This is a genomic window from Clostridium amylolyticum (assembly GCF_900142075.1).
Classification (GTDB): domain Bacteria; phylum Bacillota; class Clostridia; order Clostridiales; family Clostridiaceae; genus Clostridium_AA; species Clostridium_AA amylolyticum.
Window position 1 is genome coordinate 639,298 of record NZ_FQZO01000001.1, and the last position, 19,355, is coordinate 658,652.

At 31.5% G+C, this 19,355-nt stretch carries 18 protein-coding genes and 1 other RNA gene; 17 read left to right on the top strand and 2 right to left on the bottom strand.

Annotation, left to right across the window (positions count from 1 at the left end):
* Positions 1-9 precede the first annotated feature (9 nt).
* The 5 genes from era to ppdK all read left to right on the top strand — a co-directional run bounded on the left by era (position 10) and on the right by ppdK (position 5,808).
* Positions 10-900, top strand: a complete 891-nt coding sequence (era, locus tag BUA82_RS03095) for a GTPase Era (protein WP_073004554.1) — start codon at positions 10-12, stop codon at positions 898-900.
* A 19-nt stretch (positions 901-919) separates the two neighbouring features.
* Positions 920-1,660, top strand: coding sequence for a DNA repair protein RecO (gene recO, locus BUA82_RS03100; RefSeq protein WP_073004557.1), 741 nt, complete (start codon positions 920-922; stop codon positions 1,658-1,660).
* A 5-nt stretch (positions 1,661-1,665) separates the two neighbouring features.
* Positions 1,666-2,289, top strand: a complete 624-nt coding sequence (locus BUA82_RS03105; RefSeq protein WP_073004560.1) for a DUF4342 domain-containing protein — start codon at positions 1,666-1,668, stop codon at positions 2,287-2,289.
* A gap of 188 nt (positions 2,290-2,477) precedes the next feature.
* Positions 2,478-3,110: a transcriptional regulator CcpN gene (gene ccpN / locus BUA82_RS03110; protein WP_073004562.1), complete on the top strand. Its 633-nt coding sequence runs from the start codon at positions 2,478-2,480 to the stop codon at positions 3,108-3,110.
* Between the two features lie 67 nt (positions 3,111-3,177).
* Positions 3,178-5,808, top strand: coding sequence for a pyruvate, phosphate dikinase (ppdK, locus tag BUA82_RS03115; RefSeq protein WP_073004564.1), 2,631 nt, complete (start codon positions 3,178-3,180; stop codon positions 5,806-5,808).
* A gap of 49 nt (positions 5,809-5,857) precedes the next feature.
* On the opposite strand, the gene BUA82_RS03120 is transcribed toward ppdK, so the two are convergent.
* The gene (locus BUA82_RS03120) at positions 5,858-6,925 is read right to left on the bottom strand and encodes a CotS family spore coat protein (RefSeq protein ID WP_073004566.1); all 1,068 of its coding nucleotides are present in this window, start codon (positions 6,923-6,925) and stop codon (positions 5,858-5,860) included.
* A 153-nt stretch (positions 6,926-7,078) separates the two neighbouring features.
* Here BUA82_RS03120 and BUA82_RS03125 point away from each other — a divergent pair, with 153 nt between their 5' ends.
* The 12 genes from BUA82_RS03125 to BUA82_RS03180 all read left to right on the top strand — a co-directional run bounded on the left by BUA82_RS03125 (position 7,079) and on the right by BUA82_RS03180 (position 17,134).
* The gene (locus BUA82_RS03125) at positions 7,079-8,107 is read left to right on the top strand and encodes a deoxyguanosinetriphosphate triphosphohydrolase (protein WP_073004568.1); all 1,029 of its coding nucleotides are present in this window, start codon (positions 7,079-7,081) and stop codon (positions 8,105-8,107) included.
* Positions 8,108-8,326: 219 nt separating this feature from the next.
* Complete coding sequence (dnaG, locus tag BUA82_RS03130) at positions 8,327-10,108, top strand: DNA primase (protein ID WP_073004570.1); 1,782 nt, start codon at positions 8,327-8,329, stop codon at positions 10,106-10,108.
* A 27-nt stretch (positions 10,109-10,135) separates the two neighbouring features.
* Positions 10,136-11,242 carry an RNA polymerase sigma factor RpoD gene (gene rpoD, locus BUA82_RS03135; protein WP_073004572.1) on the top strand — a complete coding sequence of 369 codons (1,107 nt, stop codon included), beginning with the start codon at positions 10,136-10,138 and terminating at the stop codon, positions 11,240-11,242.
* Between the two features lie 55 nt (positions 11,243-11,297).
* Entirely contained in the window at positions 11,298-11,999 is a 702-nt protein-coding gene (locus BUA82_RS03140; RefSeq protein WP_073004574.1) for a tRNA (adenine(22)-N(1))-methyltransferase, read from the top strand.
* Complete coding sequence (locus BUA82_RS03145) at positions 11,990-12,790, top strand: Nif3-like dinuclear metal center hexameric protein (protein ID WP_178140689.1); 801 nt, start codon at positions 11,990-11,992, stop codon at positions 12,788-12,790. The genes BUA82_RS03140 and BUA82_RS03145 overlap by 10 nt, the downstream gene beginning before the upstream one ends.
* Positions 12,791-12,886: 96 nt before the next feature.
* An RNA gene (rnpB, locus tag BUA82_RS03150) (RNase P RNA component class A) lies at positions 12,887-13,260 on the top strand.
* A 144-nt stretch (positions 13,261-13,404) separates the two neighbouring features.
* Positions 13,405-14,133: a glycerophosphodiester phosphodiesterase gene (locus BUA82_RS03155; protein WP_073004578.1), complete on the top strand. Its 729-nt coding sequence runs from the start codon at positions 13,405-13,407 to the stop codon at positions 14,131-14,133.
* Between the two features lie 28 nt (positions 14,134-14,161).
* Positions 14,162-14,548, top strand: coding sequence for a DUF2721 domain-containing protein (locus BUA82_RS03160; RefSeq protein ID WP_242948913.1), 387 nt, complete (start codon positions 14,162-14,164; stop codon positions 14,546-14,548).
* 289 nt (positions 14,549-14,837) lie between these two features.
* Positions 14,838-15,077: a DUF4127 family protein gene (locus BUA82_RS03165; RefSeq protein ID WP_278321559.1), complete on the top strand. Its 240-nt coding sequence runs from the start codon at positions 14,838-14,840 to the stop codon at positions 15,075-15,077.
* A gap of 1 nt (position 15,078) precedes the next feature.
* Positions 15,079-15,330, top strand: coding sequence for a MurR/RpiR family transcriptional regulator (locus BUA82_RS03170; protein WP_341430027.1), 252 nt, complete (start codon positions 15,079-15,081; stop codon positions 15,328-15,330).
* A gap of 54 nt (positions 15,331-15,384) precedes the next feature.
* Positions 15,385-16,311, top strand: coding sequence for an ROK family protein (locus BUA82_RS03175; RefSeq protein ID WP_073004581.1), 927 nt, complete (start codon positions 15,385-15,387; stop codon positions 16,309-16,311).
* Between the two features lie 217 nt (positions 16,312-16,528).
* Complete coding sequence (locus tag BUA82_RS03180) at positions 16,529-17,134, top strand: HAD family hydrolase (RefSeq protein WP_073004582.1); 606 nt, start codon at positions 16,529-16,531, stop codon at positions 17,132-17,134.
* A 183-nt stretch (positions 17,135-17,317) separates the two neighbouring features.
* Here the strand turns inward: BUA82_RS03180 and BUA82_RS03185 are convergent, their stop codons facing one another.
* On the bottom strand, positions 17,318-19,354 hold the full coding sequence (locus BUA82_RS03185; protein ID WP_073004583.1) for an ABC transporter ATP-binding protein: 2,037 nt from the start codon (positions 19,352-19,354) through the stop codon (positions 17,318-17,320).
* Position 19,355: the final 1 nt, after the last annotated feature.

A 19,355-nucleotide genomic window follows, 5' to 3' on the forward strand; every position in this document is an offset into this window, starting at 1 on the left:
GGAGGAAATATGTTTAAATCAGGATTCGTAACAATAATGGGAAGGCCTAACGTTGGTAAATCTACATTGTTAAATAACTTAATGGGAGAAAAACTTTCCATAGTTTCCAGCAAGCCTCAGACTACAAGAAATAATATCAACACAATTTTAAATGGTAAAGATTATCAAATAGTTTTTGTAGATACTCCAGGTATTCATAAACCTAGGCATAAGCTGGGTGAATATATGGTTAATGCAGCAAAGGATGCAGCAAAGGATGTGGATTTAGTTTTATTCCTAACTAATCCTGAAGAAGAAGTGGGAAAAGGTGATGCATTTATATTGGAGCAGTTAAAAGAAAAAAATGTTCCAGTTTTTCTTGTGATTAATAAAGTGGATGAAAATAGCCACGAAAGGGTAGCTAAAGCATTAAACGCTTATTCTAAGGCTTTTGATTTTAAGGAGATAATACCTATATCTGCTTTAAAGGGAAAAAATGTTGATAAGCTTTTAGAACTTATGATAGATATTATGCCAGAAGGTCCTAAATATTACCCTGATGACATCATTGCTGATGTTCAGGAAAGATTTATAGTTTCAGAAATTGTAAGAGAAAAAGCATTGAGGCTTTTAAGTGAAGAAGTACCTCATGGTATAGCGGTGGATGTTATACAAATGAAACAAAATGATAAGGGACTTTATAATATTGAAGTGGATTTAATCTGTGAAAAAGATTCTCATAAAGCTATAATAATTGGTAAGAACGGTCAAACTCTTAAAAAAATAGGTCAGTATGCCAGAATGGATATAGAAAAGTTTTTAGATGCAAGAGTAAATTTGCAAGTATGGGTTAAAGTAAGAAAAGAATGGAGAGATAATCCACAATTTTTAAAAGAATTAGGATACAAAAAAAATAAGTAACTATTAAGGGGATGATACTCTGACCTCTATAGAAAGTCATGGAGTTATCATTAAAACCCAAGATTATAAGGAAAACGATAAATTGGTGTGGATATTTACAGAAAAAATGGGCAAAATCACAGCTATTGCCAAGGGAGCCAAGAAGAGTAAAAGTAAGTTCATGGCAATGACTATGCCCTTTTGTTTTGGACAGTATATGCTTTTTAAAGGCAGAAATCTTTATAACCTAACCGAAGGGAAAATAATAAATTCCTTTCAAAGTTTTTTAAAAGACTTTGAAAAACTTACCTATGCTTCATACTTATGCGAGCTTATTGATATTGCATTACCTGAAGGGGAATATACCCCGGTTCTCTTTAAAGATTTTACTACGGCCTTGTACCTTCTAAACACAAATTCTTTTGATGATGAGCTGCTTTTAAGAGCTTTTGAACTAAAGCTGTTAAAAGCTACAGGCTATGGGTTAAATCTCGAGAACTGTGCTATTTGCAGAAGAAGAATCGATACTTCTAAGTACATAAGCTTGAACTACTATGGAGGTATATGTGAAGAATGTCCTAGGGAACACTTTATGAATATATCAAAACCAGCTTATAATACCTTGAGGTTTTTAATGCAAACCCCATTGGATAAAATATATAAATTAAATGCTAGCAAAGATATAAAAAAGGAGATATATCAATTACTTTCTTATATTATATCTTCAAATTATGCTAGAAGGCCTAAAAGTCTTGAAATGTTAAATATAATAAAGGAGTGATATTTATGAGTGAAATAACCTTAGAAAAAGTTGATGCTGTTAGAGAAAGAACTGGTGCTACTTATGCCCAGGCTAAAGCTGCCTTAGAAATCTGTCAAGGAGATGTATTAGAAGCTATAATATATATTGAAAATAATTCTTCAGAAATGAAGGGGCAGGGAAAATGCTTTAAGGATGAAGCCTATACAACTTTAGAAGAATTTAAAATCTGGATGAAGCAGTTAATTGAAAAAGGAAATGTATCTAGAATAGTAGTAAAGAAAGAAGATAAGGTTTTAGTTGATGTTCCAGTAAACGCAGGTATTGCTGCTGGCGTAATAGGATTATTATGGCCTCCTATATTAGCCATTGCTTTAATAACCACTGTAGCTGTTAATCTTACCATAGAAATTACAAAAGAAGATGGCAGTGTTGAAGTAGTAAATAAAATAGTTAAGACTACTATGAATGATGTTAAAGGTAAGATGTCAAATTTTGCTGAAGATATGAAGGATAAATTCCATGGGGTTAAAGAGGATATAAAAAAGCCCTTCTCAAAAGAAGATAACTCCAATATAAATGATGAACCTATGTATACTTATACTGTAAAATTTGATGATGTGGATGATAATAACAAAGAAAACAACTAAAAATAACTCTGTATAATTAATGGTAGGATGCTAAAATCATATATGTAAGGAACATTTTACATAGGTTGTAGAAATTTTAGTAACTTTACTCTTTTAATTATAAAATAAAATGATATAATAGATATGTCAGTGTACCAAAGTTAAACTTTGCATACTCATAGTAGCGTAAGGTGAAAGGTGTGAAGCCATTGAAGTTAAGTTCCAGACAGAAAAAAATAATCAACTTAGTAAAAGAAAATCCACCTGTTACTAGTGAAGCTTTAGCTTCAATGTTAGGAGTAACTAGAGCAGCATTGAGGCCGGATTTGGCTGTATTAACAATGACAGGAATACTAGAAGCCAAACCTAAAGTTGGGTATGTTTACGCTGATAAACCTTTTCGAGGTCTTGTTTACGACTATATAATAAATACTAAGGTTAAAGATATAATGTCAAAGCCAGTATCCGTAACTGAGGAAACTATGGTTTATGATGCTATAGTGTATTTATTTCTTAATGATGTGGGAAGTCTTACAGTAGAAAGTCAAGGTTTCTTAATAGGCACGGTTTCAAGAAAAGATTTTTTGAAAATTGCCATGGGAGGCACTGATATACATAAGGTTCCTATAGGAGTAATCATGACTAGAATGCCTAACATCATTACTGTGAGCCCTGAGGAAAATGCCTATGATGTGGCAAAGAAAATTATAGAGCATGAAATAGATAGCATACCAGTTGTAGAAAAAGAAATAATTCAGGGAAAAGAGCAGTTGAAGATTGTAGGTAAGGTTTCAAAGACCAATATCACAAGGCTTTTTTTAAGGCTAAGTGATCTAAAATAGCTAACTAACAGGGCTTAAAAGCTCTTTAGTATACATAATAAACTCACTACGAAGGGAGAAGTTGTTTATGGATAACAAAAAATTTGTTTACCTTTTTAGCGAAGGTAATGCATCCATGAAAAATCTGCTAGGCGGAAAAGGCGCTAACTTAGCAGAAATGACATCACTTGGAATTCCTGTACCTCAAGGATTCACAGTTACAACAGAAGCTTGTAACAAATATTATGAGGATGAAAAAGTTATCGCTCAAGAAGTTATAGATCAAATATACCAAAAAATGAGCGATTTAGAAAAAATAACTGGCAAAGAATTTGGTAATGTTGAGAAGCCTTTATTGGTTTCTGTAAGATCAGGAGCTAGAGCTTCTATGCCAGGTATGATGGATACAATCCTTAACTTAGGATTAAATGATGAAACTGTTGAAGCTATGGCTAATTTAACTAATAATCCAAGATTTGCTTATGATTCATACAGAAGATTCATCCAAATGTTTGCAGACGTTGTAATGGACGTTGAAAAAAGATTATTTGAAAATTTAATGGATGAGATGAAGGAAGCTAAGGGTGTTCATCTTGATACTGACCTAGATGCTAATGATCTTAAGACATTAGTTGGTCAATTCAAAGAGCTTTATAAAAAAGAAAAAGGTGAGGAATTCCCAAGTGATCCAAAGACTCAACTTATAGAATCAGTTACTGCTGTATTCAGATCATGGGATAACCCAAGAGCAAATGTTTATAGAAGGTTAAATGATATTCCTTCTAGCTGGGGTACCGCTGTTAACGTACAAGAAATGGTATTTGGTAACAAAGGTGAAACTTCAGGAACAGGTGTTGCTTTCTCAAGAAACCCTGCTACAGGTGAAAGAAAAATATATGGTGAGTATTTAATGAATGCTCAAGGTGAGGACGTTGTTGCTGGTATCAGAACACCTCAACCAATAGATCATTTAAATGATCAAATGCCACATATTTATCAAGAATTTGTAAACATAGTAAATACTCTTGAAAATCATTATAAAGATATGCAGGATATGGAGTTTACTATTGAAGATGGTAAGCTATACTTCCTACAAACAAGAAATGGTAAGAGAACAGCTCAAGCTGCATTAAGAATAGCAGTTGAATTAGTTGAAGAAAAGATGAACACTAAAGAAGAAGCTATACTTAAGGTTGATCCTAAGCAATTAGATACTTTACTTCATCCTAACTTTGACCAAGTAGAAATGAAAAAGGTAACTCCTATTGCTAAAGGATTACCAGCTTCTCCAGGAGCTGCTTGCGGTAAGATCGCATTTACAGCTGAAGAAGCTAAAGAAAGAGCAGCTACAGGAGAAAAGGTTGTTCTTGTAAGACTTGAAACTTCACCAGAAGATATCGAAGGTATGGTAGCTGCTGAAGGTATACTAACAGTTAGAGGTGGTATGACTTCCCACGCTGCAGTTGTTGCTAGAGGTATGGGAACTTGCTGTGTAGCAGGTTGTGGAGATTTAAAAGTTAACGAAAGTGCTAAAACTTTAACTGTTAATGGAAAAGTTTTAACTTCAAATGATTATTTATCCTTAGATGGAACTACAGGTAATGTATATGCAGAAGCACTTAAAACTGTTGCTCCTGAAATATCTGGTCACTTTGAAACATTTATGAAGTGGGCTGATGAAATCAGAGTATTAAAAGTTAGAACTAATGCTGATACTCCAAAAGATGCAAGGCAAGCAGTAGAGTTTGGTGCAGAAGGTATAGGTCTTTGCAGAACAGAGCATATGTTCTTTGCTGAAGACAGAATTGCTGCTGTAAGAGAAATGATAGTAGCAAAAAATGAAGAACAAAGAAGAAAAGCTCTAGCTAAATTACTTCCAATGCAAAGAGAAGACTTTGTTGGATTATATGAAGCGATGGAATATAGACCAGTTACTATTAGATTCTTAGATCCACCACTTCATGAGTTCTTACCTCACGAAGATGAAGAAATCCAAGAATTAGCTAATGATATGGGATTAACTTTTGAAGATTTAAAGGCTACTGTTGAATCATTACATGAATTCAACCCAATGATGGGTCATAGAGGATGCCGTCTAGCTGTATCTTACCCAGAAATAGCTGAAATGCAAACAAGAGCAGTTATAGAAGCTGCTATAGAAGTTAAACAAAACAAAGGATTAAATATTGTTCCTGAAATAATGATTCCTTTGGTTGGTGAAATAAAAGAACTTAAGTATGTTAAAGATGTAGTTGTTGAAACTGCTAAGAAGGTAATGGAAGAAAAAGGTATTGAGTTAGAGTATCATGTAGGTACAATGATTGAAATACCAAGAGCTTGTATAACAGCTGATGAAATAGCTAAAGAAGCAGAATTCTTCTCCTTTGGAACTAATGACTTAACTCAAATGACCTTCGGATTCTCAAGAGATGATGCTGGTAAGTTCTTAAATGACTACTATGAAAAGAAGATCTACGAGCAAGATCCATTTGCTAAATTAGATCAAAAGGGTGTTGGTCAGTTAGTTAAGATAGCTGTAGAAAAAGGTAAACAAACAAGACCAAACATTAAGCTTGGTATTTGTGGAGAACATGGTGGAGATCCATCATCCGTTGAATTCTGCCATAATGTAGGATTAAACTATGTTTCTTGTTCACCATTTAGAGTTCCAGTAGCAAGATTAGCTGCTGCTCAAGCTCAAGTTAACAATAAGAGATAATCTCTTTAAATTTTAAACCCACTGATTTATCAGTGGGTTTTTAATATACTTATAAAATTTTACTGCTATATTTGTTTTCTACAAACTTTTTAAATTCATTGGCAAAGTTTAATTGATAATCATCTTTTTCTACTGCTTTTGTAAGCAAAGTATAGAAAGAATTCTTATTACATCTTTTAATATTATTATAGTAATCTTTTGAAATTTTCCAGTATTTTTGTGGAAAAGACAGATAAACAAATATATACTTCATATCATCAAAGGAAAGTGGATGTATCTTATCATAAGCATTTATAGCATTCATTGCTATTTCTAGATCCCATTTAGTATTATCTCTCTTTAATAATCTTCTTAGAAAATAGCTAATATCATGAGCGCAATAATCTATGCAGCACTTATCAAAATCAATTACCCAAATATTATTATCTACATCAAAGAGAATGTTTTTATTAACATAATCTAAGTGACATAAAGATATAGTTAAATTGTCAGTATTAATAGTGGAAGCAGATTCTAAGGCGATTTTGGCCAGGCTAATATTTGTTTCAAAATGCTGCAAAAATAATTTAGAAAATTTGTCTCTTATCCGAAAAGCTTGATTAGAGCAATGTAAAATATTATCAAAATGTTTTTGCACTAAAGTAAATAAGTCATACATCTGTTTTCTCATAGAGCTTCCTATTATAGGCCTAAAATCTTTTCCGGCATGATGCATATGTCCTAAGTTAATGGCGGAATCCATAACATGTTCTATATTATCGTAAGAACATTTAATACCTTCTATCCAAGGGGTAAGTATAAAAAGCATATTTTTATATTCTACATATCTTCCTTTTTTAATGGTAGGAAGTATCCTAGGAACATTAATATTATATCTATAAAACCATTCTAATGCAGAATAGATAAAACGTACATCACTTATATTGTAATAAACTTTTTTTAAAGAATAGCTCTTGTTTAAATGGTCTACCCTATATACTGCTCTTTGTTTGTCTGTATCTTTAAATTTGATTTGAGTTATGTAGGCATCTTCTAGGCCATAATAAGGCAGCACTTGAGATTTTACATTCTGCTCTGATAGATAATTAAGAATTTCAGTGTTAGAAGTTTCAGACATAGTTATACTCCTCCAAAATAATCTACATTAAGAATATATTAATTAAACTTAGAAAATATACATATAATTAATAAATTATGGTAATTATTAATTATATATTAAAATGAAGGAAATATGGGATATTTGTAGAAATAGTAAATAGAGGTGTTAATTATGAAGATAAGAGAAAAAATTGAACAAATTGAAGGATTGACACTTATAAAAGAGGCAGCTTTATCGGTTACTTCCATAGGTAGGGAGCGTTATGAACCCTTAGATGATATTAGAACCATTTTCATGGTAGATAGAGATAGAATAATACATTCTAAATCTTTTAGAAGATTAAAACATAAAACCCAGGTATACATTAAGACTTCAGGAGATCATTATAGGACTAGATTAACTCATACCCTGGAGGTTTCCCAAATAGCAAGAACCATAGCTAAAGCTATAGGACTTAACGAAACTCTAGTTGAAGCTATAACCCTAGGTCACGACTTAGGTCATGTACCCTTTGCTCACAATGGTGAAGAAGTGCTAAATAAATTGCTTCCAGGAGGCTTTAAACACAATGAACAAAGCGTTAGAGTTGTTAAATTATTAGAGAAGGACGGAAAAGGATTAAATCTAACTGCAGAAGTAATTGATGGTATTTTACACCACACTGGTTTTTCAAAGCTTTCTCAAAAAGCATCTACCCTGGAAGGCCAGGTGGTAAAATATAGTGATAAGATTGCCTATGTTAATCATGATATAGATGATTCTGTAAGAGCTGGATTGCTAAGGTATGAAGATATACCTTTAGAAATATTAGATATGTTAGGCTATAGTCATGGGGATAGAATTGGAACTTTAGTAAAAGACATGGTTCAAACTACCATAAATAACATAGAAAACAATAGAATAGAGGTAGGCTTAAGCAAAGATACAGATAAAGCTCTTACTGATTTGAGAAAGTTTATGTTTGTAAAGATTTATAACGGACCTGTATTAAAACAAGAAAGAGATAAAGCAAAATTTGTTTTATATCAAGTTTTTGATTATTTTATTAATCACCCAGAGGAAATGCCTGAATTGTATAAAAACGTAGTGAAGCATGAGGGCATTGAAAGAGGGGTTACTGATTATATTGCAGGCATGAGTGATGATTACTGCCTGGGGCTTTTTAATAAATTATTTGTTCCTAAGTTTGTTATATATTAATAAAACTAGGAATAAATTTCAAGACAATTGGTTTAAACTAAATAATATTAAATAGGTTATTTCAAAAATAAGAAGGAAATTTATCTTTAATAAAGAATATATAATAAGACAAAAAAAGTTTAATGAGTGTTAAAAAATATTAAATAAAGAAGGAATATAAATATTTGTGTCGAATATATAATTCCTTGTTGATTAAAATATGATAGGTGGGGAAACTTCTTGGCTATATCAGATGAATTAATCCAGCAGATTAAGGACCAAAATGATATTGTAGATGTTATCTCCGAAAGCGTAAGACTTAAGAAGGCTGGAAGAAATTATATAGGGTTATGTCCTTTTCATAATGAAAAATCTCCATCCTTTAGTGTTTCTACCCAGAAGCAGATATATAAGTGCTTTGGTTGTGGAGAGGCAGGAAATGTAATAACTTTCATTATGAAAAATAAAAACTTTAATTTTATTGAAGCTTTAGAGTATCTAGCCAATAGAGTTAACATTGAATTTATTCAAACTGATGAAGATAAACAAAATAAAAATGAAAAAGATTTGCTTTATAAATTGAATATTGATGCAGCTAAGTTCTTTTTTCAAAATCTAAAAGCAAACAAAAAAGCAAATGAGTATTTTTTGGGAAGAGGCATTACTCAGAATACCATTAATAAATTCGGCCTTGGATATTCTTTAGATAGTTGGCGCAGCCTTTTGAACTATTTAAAGAATAAAGGGTATAAAGAAAAAGATATTGAGGTTAATGGATTAATCATTAAAAGTGAAAAAGGAAATTACTATGATAGATTTAGGAATAGAGTAATGTTTCCTGTTTTTGACTACAGAGGTAAAGTTATAGGCTTTGGTGGCAGGGTATTAGAAGATACTAAACCGAAGTATCTTAATTCACCAGAAGGACCTATATTTTCTAAAGGAATCCATTTATATGGCTTGAATTTTGCAATAAAAAAAGACAATGAATCAAGGACATTAATTATTGTAGAAGGGTACATGGACTGTATAGCTCTTCATCAATATGGTATAACTAATGCAGTAGCATCTTTAGGAACAGCACTTACCTTACAGCAAGCTAAGCTTTTAAAAAGATATGCTGATAAAGTTATAATATCTTATGATGCTGATTTAGCGGGTCAAATGGCTACCTTAAGAGGACTTGACATTTTAAGAAAAGTGGGGTTAGATGTTAGAGTGCTTACAGTGCCAAAAGGAAAAGACCCAGATGAATTTATAAGAAGTAATGGTGTAGACGCTTTTCAAAAATTAATAAATGAAGCATTACCTCTTATTGATTATCGTTTAAAAAAAGCAAAAGATGGTATTGATTTTAACCAAAGTTCCATGCTTATAAAATATGCTAAGAGAGTAACTGAAATATTAGCAGAATTAAATCCTATAGAGAAGGATGTTTATGTAAAAAAGATTTCAGAAGATACTGGAATTCGAGAACAGGCAGTTTACGACTTATTAGGAAATGAATTAACTAAAAACTTCAGTGAAGGTAATGAAATGAATAACATGGAAATTAATGGGCATAAATTATATATAGAACCTGCTTATATGAAAGCAGAAAGAGCTTTACTTAAGATAATGTCTTCTAGAGATGAGTATTTGGAGATCATTGTTAACAATATAGAAAGCTCTGGGTTTATTGTAGAAGCACATAAAAAAATATATGAATTAATTTTAAAAGCAAAAGAAGAGCAAGTACAAAACATTACAGAGTATATAGAAACCCATTGTAATGATGTAGAAACTTCCAAGGAATATGTACTAATACAGGAAATTAATTTTGAAGAATCAAATGTGGATTATAGCAAGCTGTTAACTGATTATATATTCCAAATCAAAAAACACACTTTAGAGGAGAAGAAGAAGCTGATTATGCAGAAACTTAAAGAATGCGAAATAAAAGGATTGTTTGAAGAATCGCTAGATTATGTAAAAGATTTAAAGATTATAGATGAAAATCTTAAAGGGTTAGAAAGGAGTTAATGGCTAATGTCGGAAGGAGGTATGAATATGAAAGAAAAGAATGAAGAAAAAGTTTCTAAGGACAAAAATCTAAAAGAAAAAAGCGCAAAAATGGGAATAGTTAAAAAGCTAATAGAAAAAGGTAAAAAAAGTGGAAGCTTAACCTATAAAGAAATAATGGATGAATTAGAAGAGATAGATTTAAGTCCAGAACAAATTGAAAAAATATATGAAGTTCTTGAATCCATGGGCATTGATGTCATAGGAGATATGAGTAATGAAGAAGAGGTTGAAGAAGATTTAGACCTTTCTGTACCTGAAGGAATAGCCATAGATGACCCTGTAAGAATGTATCTAAAAGAAATAGGAAAAGTTCCACTGTTATCTTCTGAGGAAGAAATAGAACTTGCTAACAGAATAGAGCAAGGGGATCAAGCTGCCAAGAAAAAACTTGCAGAAGCAAATTTAAGGTTAGTGGTAAGCATTGCAAAAAGATATGTGGGAAGAGGAATGCTTTTCCTAGATTTAATACAAGAAGGTAATTTAGGTCTTATAAAAGCTGTAGAAAAATTTGATTACAGAAAAGGCTTTAAGTTCAGTACATATGCTACATGGTGGATAAGGCAAGCTATAACAAGGGCTATAGCTGACCAAGCAAGAACTATTAGAATACCAGTGCATATGGTGGAAACCATCAATAAGTTAATAAGGGTATCAAGACAATTACTTCAAGAGTTAGGAAGAGAACCTTCTGCCGAAGAAATTGCAGCTCAGATGGAAATGCCAGTGGATAAGGTAAGAGAAATAATGAAAATTGCTCAAGAACCTGTATCCCTTGAAACTCCCATTGGTGAAGAGGAAGATAGTCATCTTGGAGACTTTATACCTGATGATGAAGCACCAGCACCTGCAGAAGCGGCAGCCTTTACTATGCTTAAAGAACAGTTAATTAACGTTCTTGATACATTAACACCAAGGGAAGAGAAGGTTTTAAGGTTAAGATTTGGATTAGATGATGGAAGAGCAAGAACTCTAGAAGAAGTTGGAAAAGAGTTTAATGTTACAAGAGAAAGAATTAGACAGATAGAAGCAAAAGCCCTTAGAAAGCTAAGACATCCAAGCAGAAGTAAAAAACTTAAGGATTACCTAGATTAGCACCTTTACCGAAAGGTGCTAATCTATTTAAGGATTTAATAATGAGGTGTTACCTATGGAACTAAGCATAAGACTAAAAACTATAATAGATGTTATGGATAAATGTAATAACTTTGTTGATGTAGGAACGGATCATGGGTATGTACCTATATTTGCAGTAAAGCATGGCATATGTGAAAGTGCAGTAGCTTCTGACATAAACTCAGGACCAGTGGAAAGAGCTAAAAAAAATATTCAAAATGAAGGATTAACACAGAAGATATATTGCCGTAAAGGACCTGGGCTTTCTACTGTAGGTAAAGATGAAGTGGAAGCAGCTGTAATTGCCGGTATGGGAGGAAACCTCATAAGAGATATACTTACAGAGGATTTAGATAAGATAAAGAAAATGAAATTTATTATAGTACAACCGGCTCAAAATCCAGAAATATTAAGAGAATATTTGTACACAAACAAGTTTGATATAATTAAAGAGGATTTATGCATAGATGAAGGGAAATACTACGAACTGTTAAAGATAAGATATAATGATGATAAGTCTAAATTAGAAATGAAGGATATAGATTATGAAATAAGTCCTTATCTTATGAGTACAAGGCATCCTCTTATATTAAGTTATATTAATTATAAAATTCATTACTATAATAAAATAAGGCTTTACATTAAAGAAGATACTGATATATCAAAGGAAAGAAAAAGATTTATTGGAGATAGAATAGTAAAATTGGAGGAGATGAAGCAATGGTTATTAAGTTAAAAGACTTAATAAGCATAATGGAAGTCGTAGCTCCCCCTAGCCTTAAAGAAAGCTATGATAATGTAGGATTAATGGTGGGGGATAGTAATAAGACTGTGAAAAGGGTGCTCTTGGCCCTAGACTGTACAGAGGAAGTTATAGATGAGGCAGTCTCAAAAGATATTGATGCTATACTAACTCATCATCCCTTAATTTTTAGAAAACCTTCATCTATAACCACAGATACTCTTCAAGGTAGGAAAATAATAAAGCTAATATCAAATAACATAAGTGTTTATTCCAGTCATACCAATCTTGATTCTGTACATAGAGGAATGAATGATACTCTTATGGATATATTAGAAATAAATAATAATATTATTTTAGAACCGGATTTAATAAGTGATATCAAGTATAGTGGCATAGGCAGAATAGGTGAAATAAGGGAATGTACCTTAGGAGACTTCATACATCATATTAAACAGAAACTGAATTTAGATAATTTAAGATATACAGGAGATTTAAATAAAACTATTAGCAAAGTTGCTGTGATTAATGGAAGTGGACAGGACTATTTTTCTTTAGCCTTAAAATATGGAGCTCACTGTATAGTATCTGGAGATACTACTTATCACTATGTAAGTGACTATGAAGAAATGGGATGCAGTATAATAGATATTGGGCATTTTCCGTCTGAGTGGCTAACTTTCATAACTCTTATGAAGAAAGTTATGGATAATAATAAAGAAAAACTAAAAGATGTTACATTTTTAATATCTGAAAAATGTAAGGATCCTTATAAATATATATAACTAATACTAGTTTTTTTGATTATATGAAAAATATAGTGGATTTTCATGTAGTCTACTATTTGATTTTTCTTTCATTATGTGATACTATTATTTTTGCGAGTAAGCCAGACAATCGCTGCTGACTTTTGTCAGGAGAGGAAAGTCCGAGCTCCGTAGGGCAGGGTGCTGGGTAACTCCCAGTGGAGGCGACTCTAAGGATAGTGCAACAGAAATATACCGCCAGAATCTAGTTAATACTAGATGAGTGCAGTGAAAACTGCCTGGTAAGGGTGGAAAGGTGAGGTAAGGGCTCACCAGCGCTAGGGTGATCTAGTGGCTCTGTAAACCCCACCTGGAGCAAGACCGAATAGGAAGACAAATGGGGCTGCCCGTCCCGTCTTCGGGTGTGTCGCTGGAGCCTGTATGGTAACAACAGGCCTAGATAGATGATTGTCAAATACAGAACTCGGCTTATAGACTTATCTCGCCACTTAAAACACTAGGTTTATACTTGGTGTTTTTTATTTTTCCACCGCTTTTGATACTTATATTTACTTTCCTACATAATGATAGTATGCTAGTAATAAGAGTTCCTAAATAATTATTACTATAATAGAATTTATGAGGTGATTATAATGACACTAAATTATGGACATAGAGGTGCCAGTGGATATTATCCTGAGAACACCATGCTAGCCTTTGAAAAGGCAATTGAAATGGGATGTGATGGCATAGAGACCGACGTTCAGATGACGGCAGATGGGGTGCTTGTACTTATTCATGATGAAAATTTAAAAAGGACTACAGGGGTAGATGCTTTTGTTAAGGATTATAACTTTAATGAGCTAAGGAAGTTAAATGCAGCTAATTATCACAGTATGAAAGAAGTATTTCAGTACATACCCACTGTAGAAGAACTTTTAGAATTAGCAAAGAAGAATAATATAATTATAAACTTCGAAATAAAGACTGGTATAGTTTTTTATGATGGAATAGAGAAGAAACTTATAGATCTAATAAATACATATAATATGAAAGATAATGTTATTATTTCAAGCTTTAATCATTATGCTTTGATAGAATGCAAGAAAATAGATAGTGAAATAAAAACAGCCATTTTGTATGCAGAAGCATTATATCATCCTGAAGATTACTGTAAAACTGTAGATGCAGATGGATTACATCCAGTGCTTTATGCAGTAAATAGCAATATTATAATAGATGCTCACAAAAAAGGTTTGTTTGTGCAGCCTTATACAGTTAACGATGAAGCAACAATGAAGAAATTTATACAAATAGGCATTGATGGAATAATAACTAATTATCCTGATAAGCTTAAAGTTATATTACAACAATATAAATAATAATGTAAATAAAGGGGAGAAATGTATATTGAAAATAGAATTAACTACTCCGGCACTGCTTTTTACTTCTATTTCATTGCTTATTTCTGCCTATACCAGTAGGTTTTTAACCCTGGCTCAATTAGTTAGACAGTTAGATGGTCAGTATAAGAATGAGGCCAGTGAACATATTTTAAAACAGATAAGAAATCTTCAGCTTAGAATTAGTATAATAAGATATACTCAAATAATGGGTGGGGTTAGCTTTTTCCTTTGTACCTTATCCACATTTTTAATTTTTAAAGATAGGAATTTTGCGGGAGAGGTAGCTTTTGGAGCAAGCCTTATAGCATTAATGATTTCTCTTTTGCTTTTAATAATAGAAGTTCAGATATCTGTTAAAGCGTTAAATGTTCAACTGGATAAGTATAAGTAAGAAGTGGATTTAATAAAGAAATATACAGTAATAAATAACTAGCAAGTAGAAATCCTGCTAGTTATTTATTATATGAAGTGTATTTTCAAAAAATAATCAATAAATGAAAAATATATTTAATATATAGCAAATTAAAGCTTTCATAAGAAAAGAGTTATTAATTTAACATATATAAGTATTACCAAGCTTGTAAAGGTTTATATTGCAATTATAATTAAAGTAGCAATATATAGAAGTATTATTGGAAAGATTACAAAGAACAAAAAGTTTAAAAAAACAATCCTAAGTTATATTTTACGGATTTGAGCTTATAATGAGGGGATATTCCCCTTCCAGCCCTGAAGAAGAACCGTACTATTATGAAGAATATGGAGAATTTATATTTAAAATTTCTTGGCTTAAGGATAAAATAGAGAGGGGTATAGCAGAATATAAAGATAAGAAGGATTTTATCAAGGAAAAAATTAAAGAAAGTTTTCCAGAGTGCGATATTATAAGGGAGTACTACAGATACTATAGATGCGCTTAAGATTGCTAAAGAAAGCGGAGGTCACACAGTAGGTATTACACGTTTTGTAAAATCACCTATAATAGAATTTGCTGAGGAAGTGCTTATATTAGATACTAATGAAGGATCGCTACAAGGAGGATTCTTTTCCACAAAAATAGCTCAGTTATATATTTTAGACATGCTTTATACAGAGTATTTTAGAAGAACAACTAAAGTTTCTATTAATAATATAAATAGAACTGTGGTTGCAGTTTCTGATAAGTTATATTAATAAGTTTTTACTAAGGAAATAATAGATAATATGTTGATTAAAAGGAGAATTGATATGAATATTGCTTGTTTTGACATTGGGGGAACTTTTATTAAGTATGCTGTTATTAATGAAAAAGGTGAGATTCTTTTCAAAGATAAGTTTCCTACTCCTAGAGCTAATTGTAAAATTGCCATACCTGAACTATTGGTAGAAAAAATAAAAGAGGTTTCAAACTATTTTAAAATAGATGCAGCGGGGATAAGTACTGCAGGACAAGTAGACTCTTTCAAGGGAGAAATTGTTTTTGCAACAGAAAATCTCCCAGGGTATACAGGAGCTACAATCTCTCAGCACTTAAGGGATGAACTTAATATACCTAGTTATGTAGAAAATGATGTAAATGCAGCTGCCGCTGGTGAAATGTGGATGGGTGCAGGTATGGGTAAAAAGAATTTTGTTTGTATAACTTTAGGTACTGGAGTAGGGGGAGCTATTATAATTGATGGCAAGCTCTATAAAGGTATAAGTGGTGGTGCAGGAGAACTAGGACATATAAGCATAAATGAAGAAGGAGAAGAATGTACTTGTGGATGTGCAGGGTGCTTGGAAAGATATGCTTCTACTTCTGCATTTATTAGAGCATATAAAGATGCAGCTAGGAAAGCAGGAATAGAAGCTGCTGATGCTAATGGAGAAACCATTATGGAACTTGTTAGAAATGGCGATGCTGTAGCAGTAGAAGTTTATAAAGAATTCCTTAGTCATGTAGCTACAGGATTAGCAAGTATAGTGCACATACTAGACCCAGGTCTAATAGTAGTGGGTGGAGGAATATCTGCTCAAGGACAAATATTTATTGATGAATTAAAAGAGGCTTTTGCATCTAAGGCTATGAAATCTTATGTAGATCACACTGATATAGTTTCTGCAAAGCTTATGAATGATGCAGGAGTTTTTGGAGCATGTTATTTAACATTAAACATGTTAGGAGTAATATAAATAAATTTTAAAAATCTCAGAGTAGTTGTAGGAGCTATTATTACACATCAAAACATAACAAAATATTTCGTGAAAGCTTTAAAAAGAGGATAGAAATTTATCCTCTTTTTTAGTATTATAAAATGAAATATTTATAATACTACATCCCTTTAAATCATAGATGATTCTCCTTTAATATGTTAAAATAATGTAGAATAATGTACTAATGGAGGATGCCATGATAAAAAATATAGTGTTTGATATAGGAAATGTATTAGTTGAATACAGGCCGGAGGCATTTATAAAGAAATTTAACTATACCCATGAAATTAATGAAAGAATCATGAAGGTGATCTTTGGAAGTAGGCATTGGCCAGAGCTGGACAGGGGAACACTAAAGCAAGAGGAGGCCACTAAGCTTTTTTGCATGGATGAACCGGAATTAGAGAAAGAAATTAATGAATTAATGGATAAATGGATGGACATGCTATTGCCCATGGAAGATTCAATAAAACTATTATTAGATTTAAAACAAAAGGGCTATAAGGTGTTTGTACTTTCAAATTACCACGAAAAAGCTTTTAAAAGAATCCAAGAGGAAAATGAGTTTTTTAATATAATAGATGGAGGGGTTATATCTTATGAGATTAAATATATAAAACCTCAAAGAGAAATTTATGAAACTCTTATTAATAAGTATCAATTAAACCCTGAAGAAACAGTTTTTATAGATGATGTAAAGGAAAACCTCCATGGAGCTGAAAAGGTAGGAATAAACACCATACTTTTCAAAGATGTCCTAGATACTAAGGATAAATTAAAAGGGCTATCAGTTATAGTTTAATCGTATAGAAAGCTAGTGTAAAATTAAGTTACTGGAAGTTTCTAAAGTAAAATCTTTTTAAAAATATTTATAATTACTAAGCCTCAGCAAGAAAGGTTTTCTTATAGAAAATATATAGCTGAGGCTTAGAATAAGCTTAGATATTATTTACCAGTATTTATTAAATTTACTATGAAAGTATTATTATGCTTCCTTATACTGAAGTTGATATAGATTGTAATAGAGACCTTGCTTATCTAGAAGCTCATTGTGAGTACCTATTTCTCTTATTTTACCCTTATGAAGTACTACTATTCTATCACTATTTTTTATAGTGGATAGTCTGTGAGCTACCACTATAGTAGTTCTGCCTTTAGTTATTTTATTTAAAGCATCTTGTATTAAACTTTCTGTTTCCGTGTCAATGTTAGAAGTTGCCTCGTCTAAAACTAATATAGGAGGATCAAAAGCAATGGCTCTAGCAAAGGATACAAGTTGTCTTTGACCTTGAGAAAAGGTGGTTCCTCCTTCATTAACAGGAGAGTCATAAGATTTAGGTAGTTTTTCTATAAATTTATCTGCATTTACATATTTGCAAGCCTTAATTATCTCATCATCGGTAATGGAATCTTCATTAAGCCTAATATTAGATTTTATATCTCCAGTGAATAAAAATACATCTTGAAGTACTGTTGAAATGTTTCTTCTCAAATCTTCTTTGTTCATATGAGTTATATTAATATCATCAATAAGTATTTCACCTTTTTGAATATCATATAATCTGGTGATTAAGCTTATTATTGAAGTTTTTCCTGCTCCAGTAGCCCCTACAAAGGCAAATTTTTCCCCTGGATTAATCTTGAAACTTACATCTCTTAAAACCCAATCTTTATCATTATAAGAAAACCAAACATTTTTAAATTCTATCTTACCTTTAAATCTTTCCACTTTTACTTGCTTTTCAGGATTTTTAATAATATTTTGGTTATCAAAAAGCATGAATATCCTTTCTGAAGAAGCCATGGCAGATTGTAGTAAATCATATTTTTCAGTAAGATCAAAAATAGGTTGGAAGAACATCATTATATAATTTACAAAAGCAAATACTAGTCCAAACTGTAATCCACCTCTTATTATATTAATAGAACCATACCAAATAACAAGAGCCATGGTTATAGAAGCTAATAGCTCAATAATGGGCCTAAATATAGCAAATACAGTTATTTGTTCAAGATTAGCCTGTTTATATGAATTATTAATGGTATCAAACTCTTTAAACTTTTTCTCTTCTTTGTGATAGATTTGTACTATCTTCATACCTGAAATATTCTCAGATAAAAAAGCATTTATTCTAGATAACCTTTCTCTAACTTTTCTGTAAGCATTTCTATCATATTTTTTAAATAATATAGCTGTAATGAATATTACAGGTAGTGTTATTAATGAAATTAAAGTTAATTTAACATTAAGAATAAACATAGCTATAATTATACCTAAAAGCATAAATACGTCTTTAATTAAGAATATAAGCACCCCGGTATACATTTCATTAAGGGTTTGAACATCATTAGTTAATCTTGTTACAAGTTTACCTACAGGAGTTTTATCAAAGAAAGATAGACTTAAACTTTCAATATGCTTAAATAACTTATTCCTAATATCAAATACGATCTTTTGACCTGTATATTGTAAAATATATATTTGAGTGTAGTTAACTATAAAACCTAATATATAAATTACAAGGAGAACCGCTACTATTGTCTTTAGTCCTTTAATGTCATAACTTCTCAGCTGTGACACTTCTTCTTTGGTTAATTTCTTAAAAACATTATGAGGCTTATTATCTTGAATTAAAACACCATTATCTATAGCGAAGCTGTCATTATAGTTAATAGAGCCTTCTACTAAATAAGCTTTTTTTTCATAATAAATCAGTGAATATAAATTACTGCTATTATTTATCTCCTTTGGTGTCTCTTTTATAAAGTATCTATTAGAAATTTTTACTGCATTATTATATTCTTTAGTAACCTCATAAATAGGCTTTCTAAAACCGTTAATGTGCTCATCAATGGCTATTTTCATAAATACAGGCATTATTAAGGAAAAGATAGTGGAAATAATCATAAGAACCATAACCACCGCAAAGTGCTTCTTAAAAGGTAAAGTGAACTTAAGAAGTCTCTTCATTAGTTTAGAGTCATATTGTTTAGATTGAATTTCTTCGTTAAACTGTTCCATG

What these genes read in the sequence shown, in the direction of transcription:
- era (WP_073004554.1), top strand. Translation starts at nt 10, where the DNA reads ATGTTTAAATCAGGATTCGTAACAATAATGGGAAGGCCTAACGTTGGT.
- ppdK (WP_073004564.1), top strand. Translation starts at nt 3,178, where the DNA reads ATGGATAACAAAAAATTTGTTTACCTTTTTAGCGAAGGTAATGCATCC.
- BUA82_RS03120 (WP_073004566.1), bottom strand. Translation starts at nt 6,925, where the DNA reads ATGTCTGAAACTTCTAACACTGAAATTCTTAATTATCTATCAGAGCAG.
- BUA82_RS03105 (WP_073004560.1), top strand. Translation starts at nt 1,666, where the DNA reads ATGAGTGAAATAACCTTAGAAAAAGTTGATGCTGTTAGAGAAAGAACT.
- BUA82_RS03140 (WP_073004574.1), top strand. Translation starts at nt 11,298, where the DNA reads ATGGAACTAAGCATAAGACTAAAAACTATAATAGATGTTATGGATAAA.
- BUA82_RS03185 (WP_073004583.1), bottom strand. Translation starts at nt 19,354, where the DNA reads ATGGAACAGTTTAACGAAGAAATTCAATCTAAACAATATGACTCTAAA.
- BUA82_RS03180 (WP_073004582.1), top strand. Translation starts at nt 16,529, where the DNA reads ATGATAAAAAATATAGTGTTTGATATAGGAAATGTATTAGTTGAATAC.
- BUA82_RS03155 (WP_073004578.1), top strand. Translation starts at nt 13,405, where the DNA reads ATGACACTAAATTATGGACATAGAGGTGCCAGTGGATATTATCCTGAG.
- BUA82_RS03125 (WP_073004568.1), top strand. Translation starts at nt 7,079, where the DNA reads ATGAAGATAAGAGAAAAAATTGAACAAATTGAAGGATTGACACTTATA.
- rpoD (WP_073004572.1), top strand. Translation starts at nt 10,136, where the DNA reads ATGAAAGAAAAGAATGAAGAAAAAGTTTCTAAGGACAAAAATCTAAAA.
- BUA82_RS03175 (WP_073004581.1), top strand. Translation starts at nt 15,385, where the DNA reads ATGAATATTGCTTGTTTTGACATTGGGGGAACTTTTATTAAGTATGCT.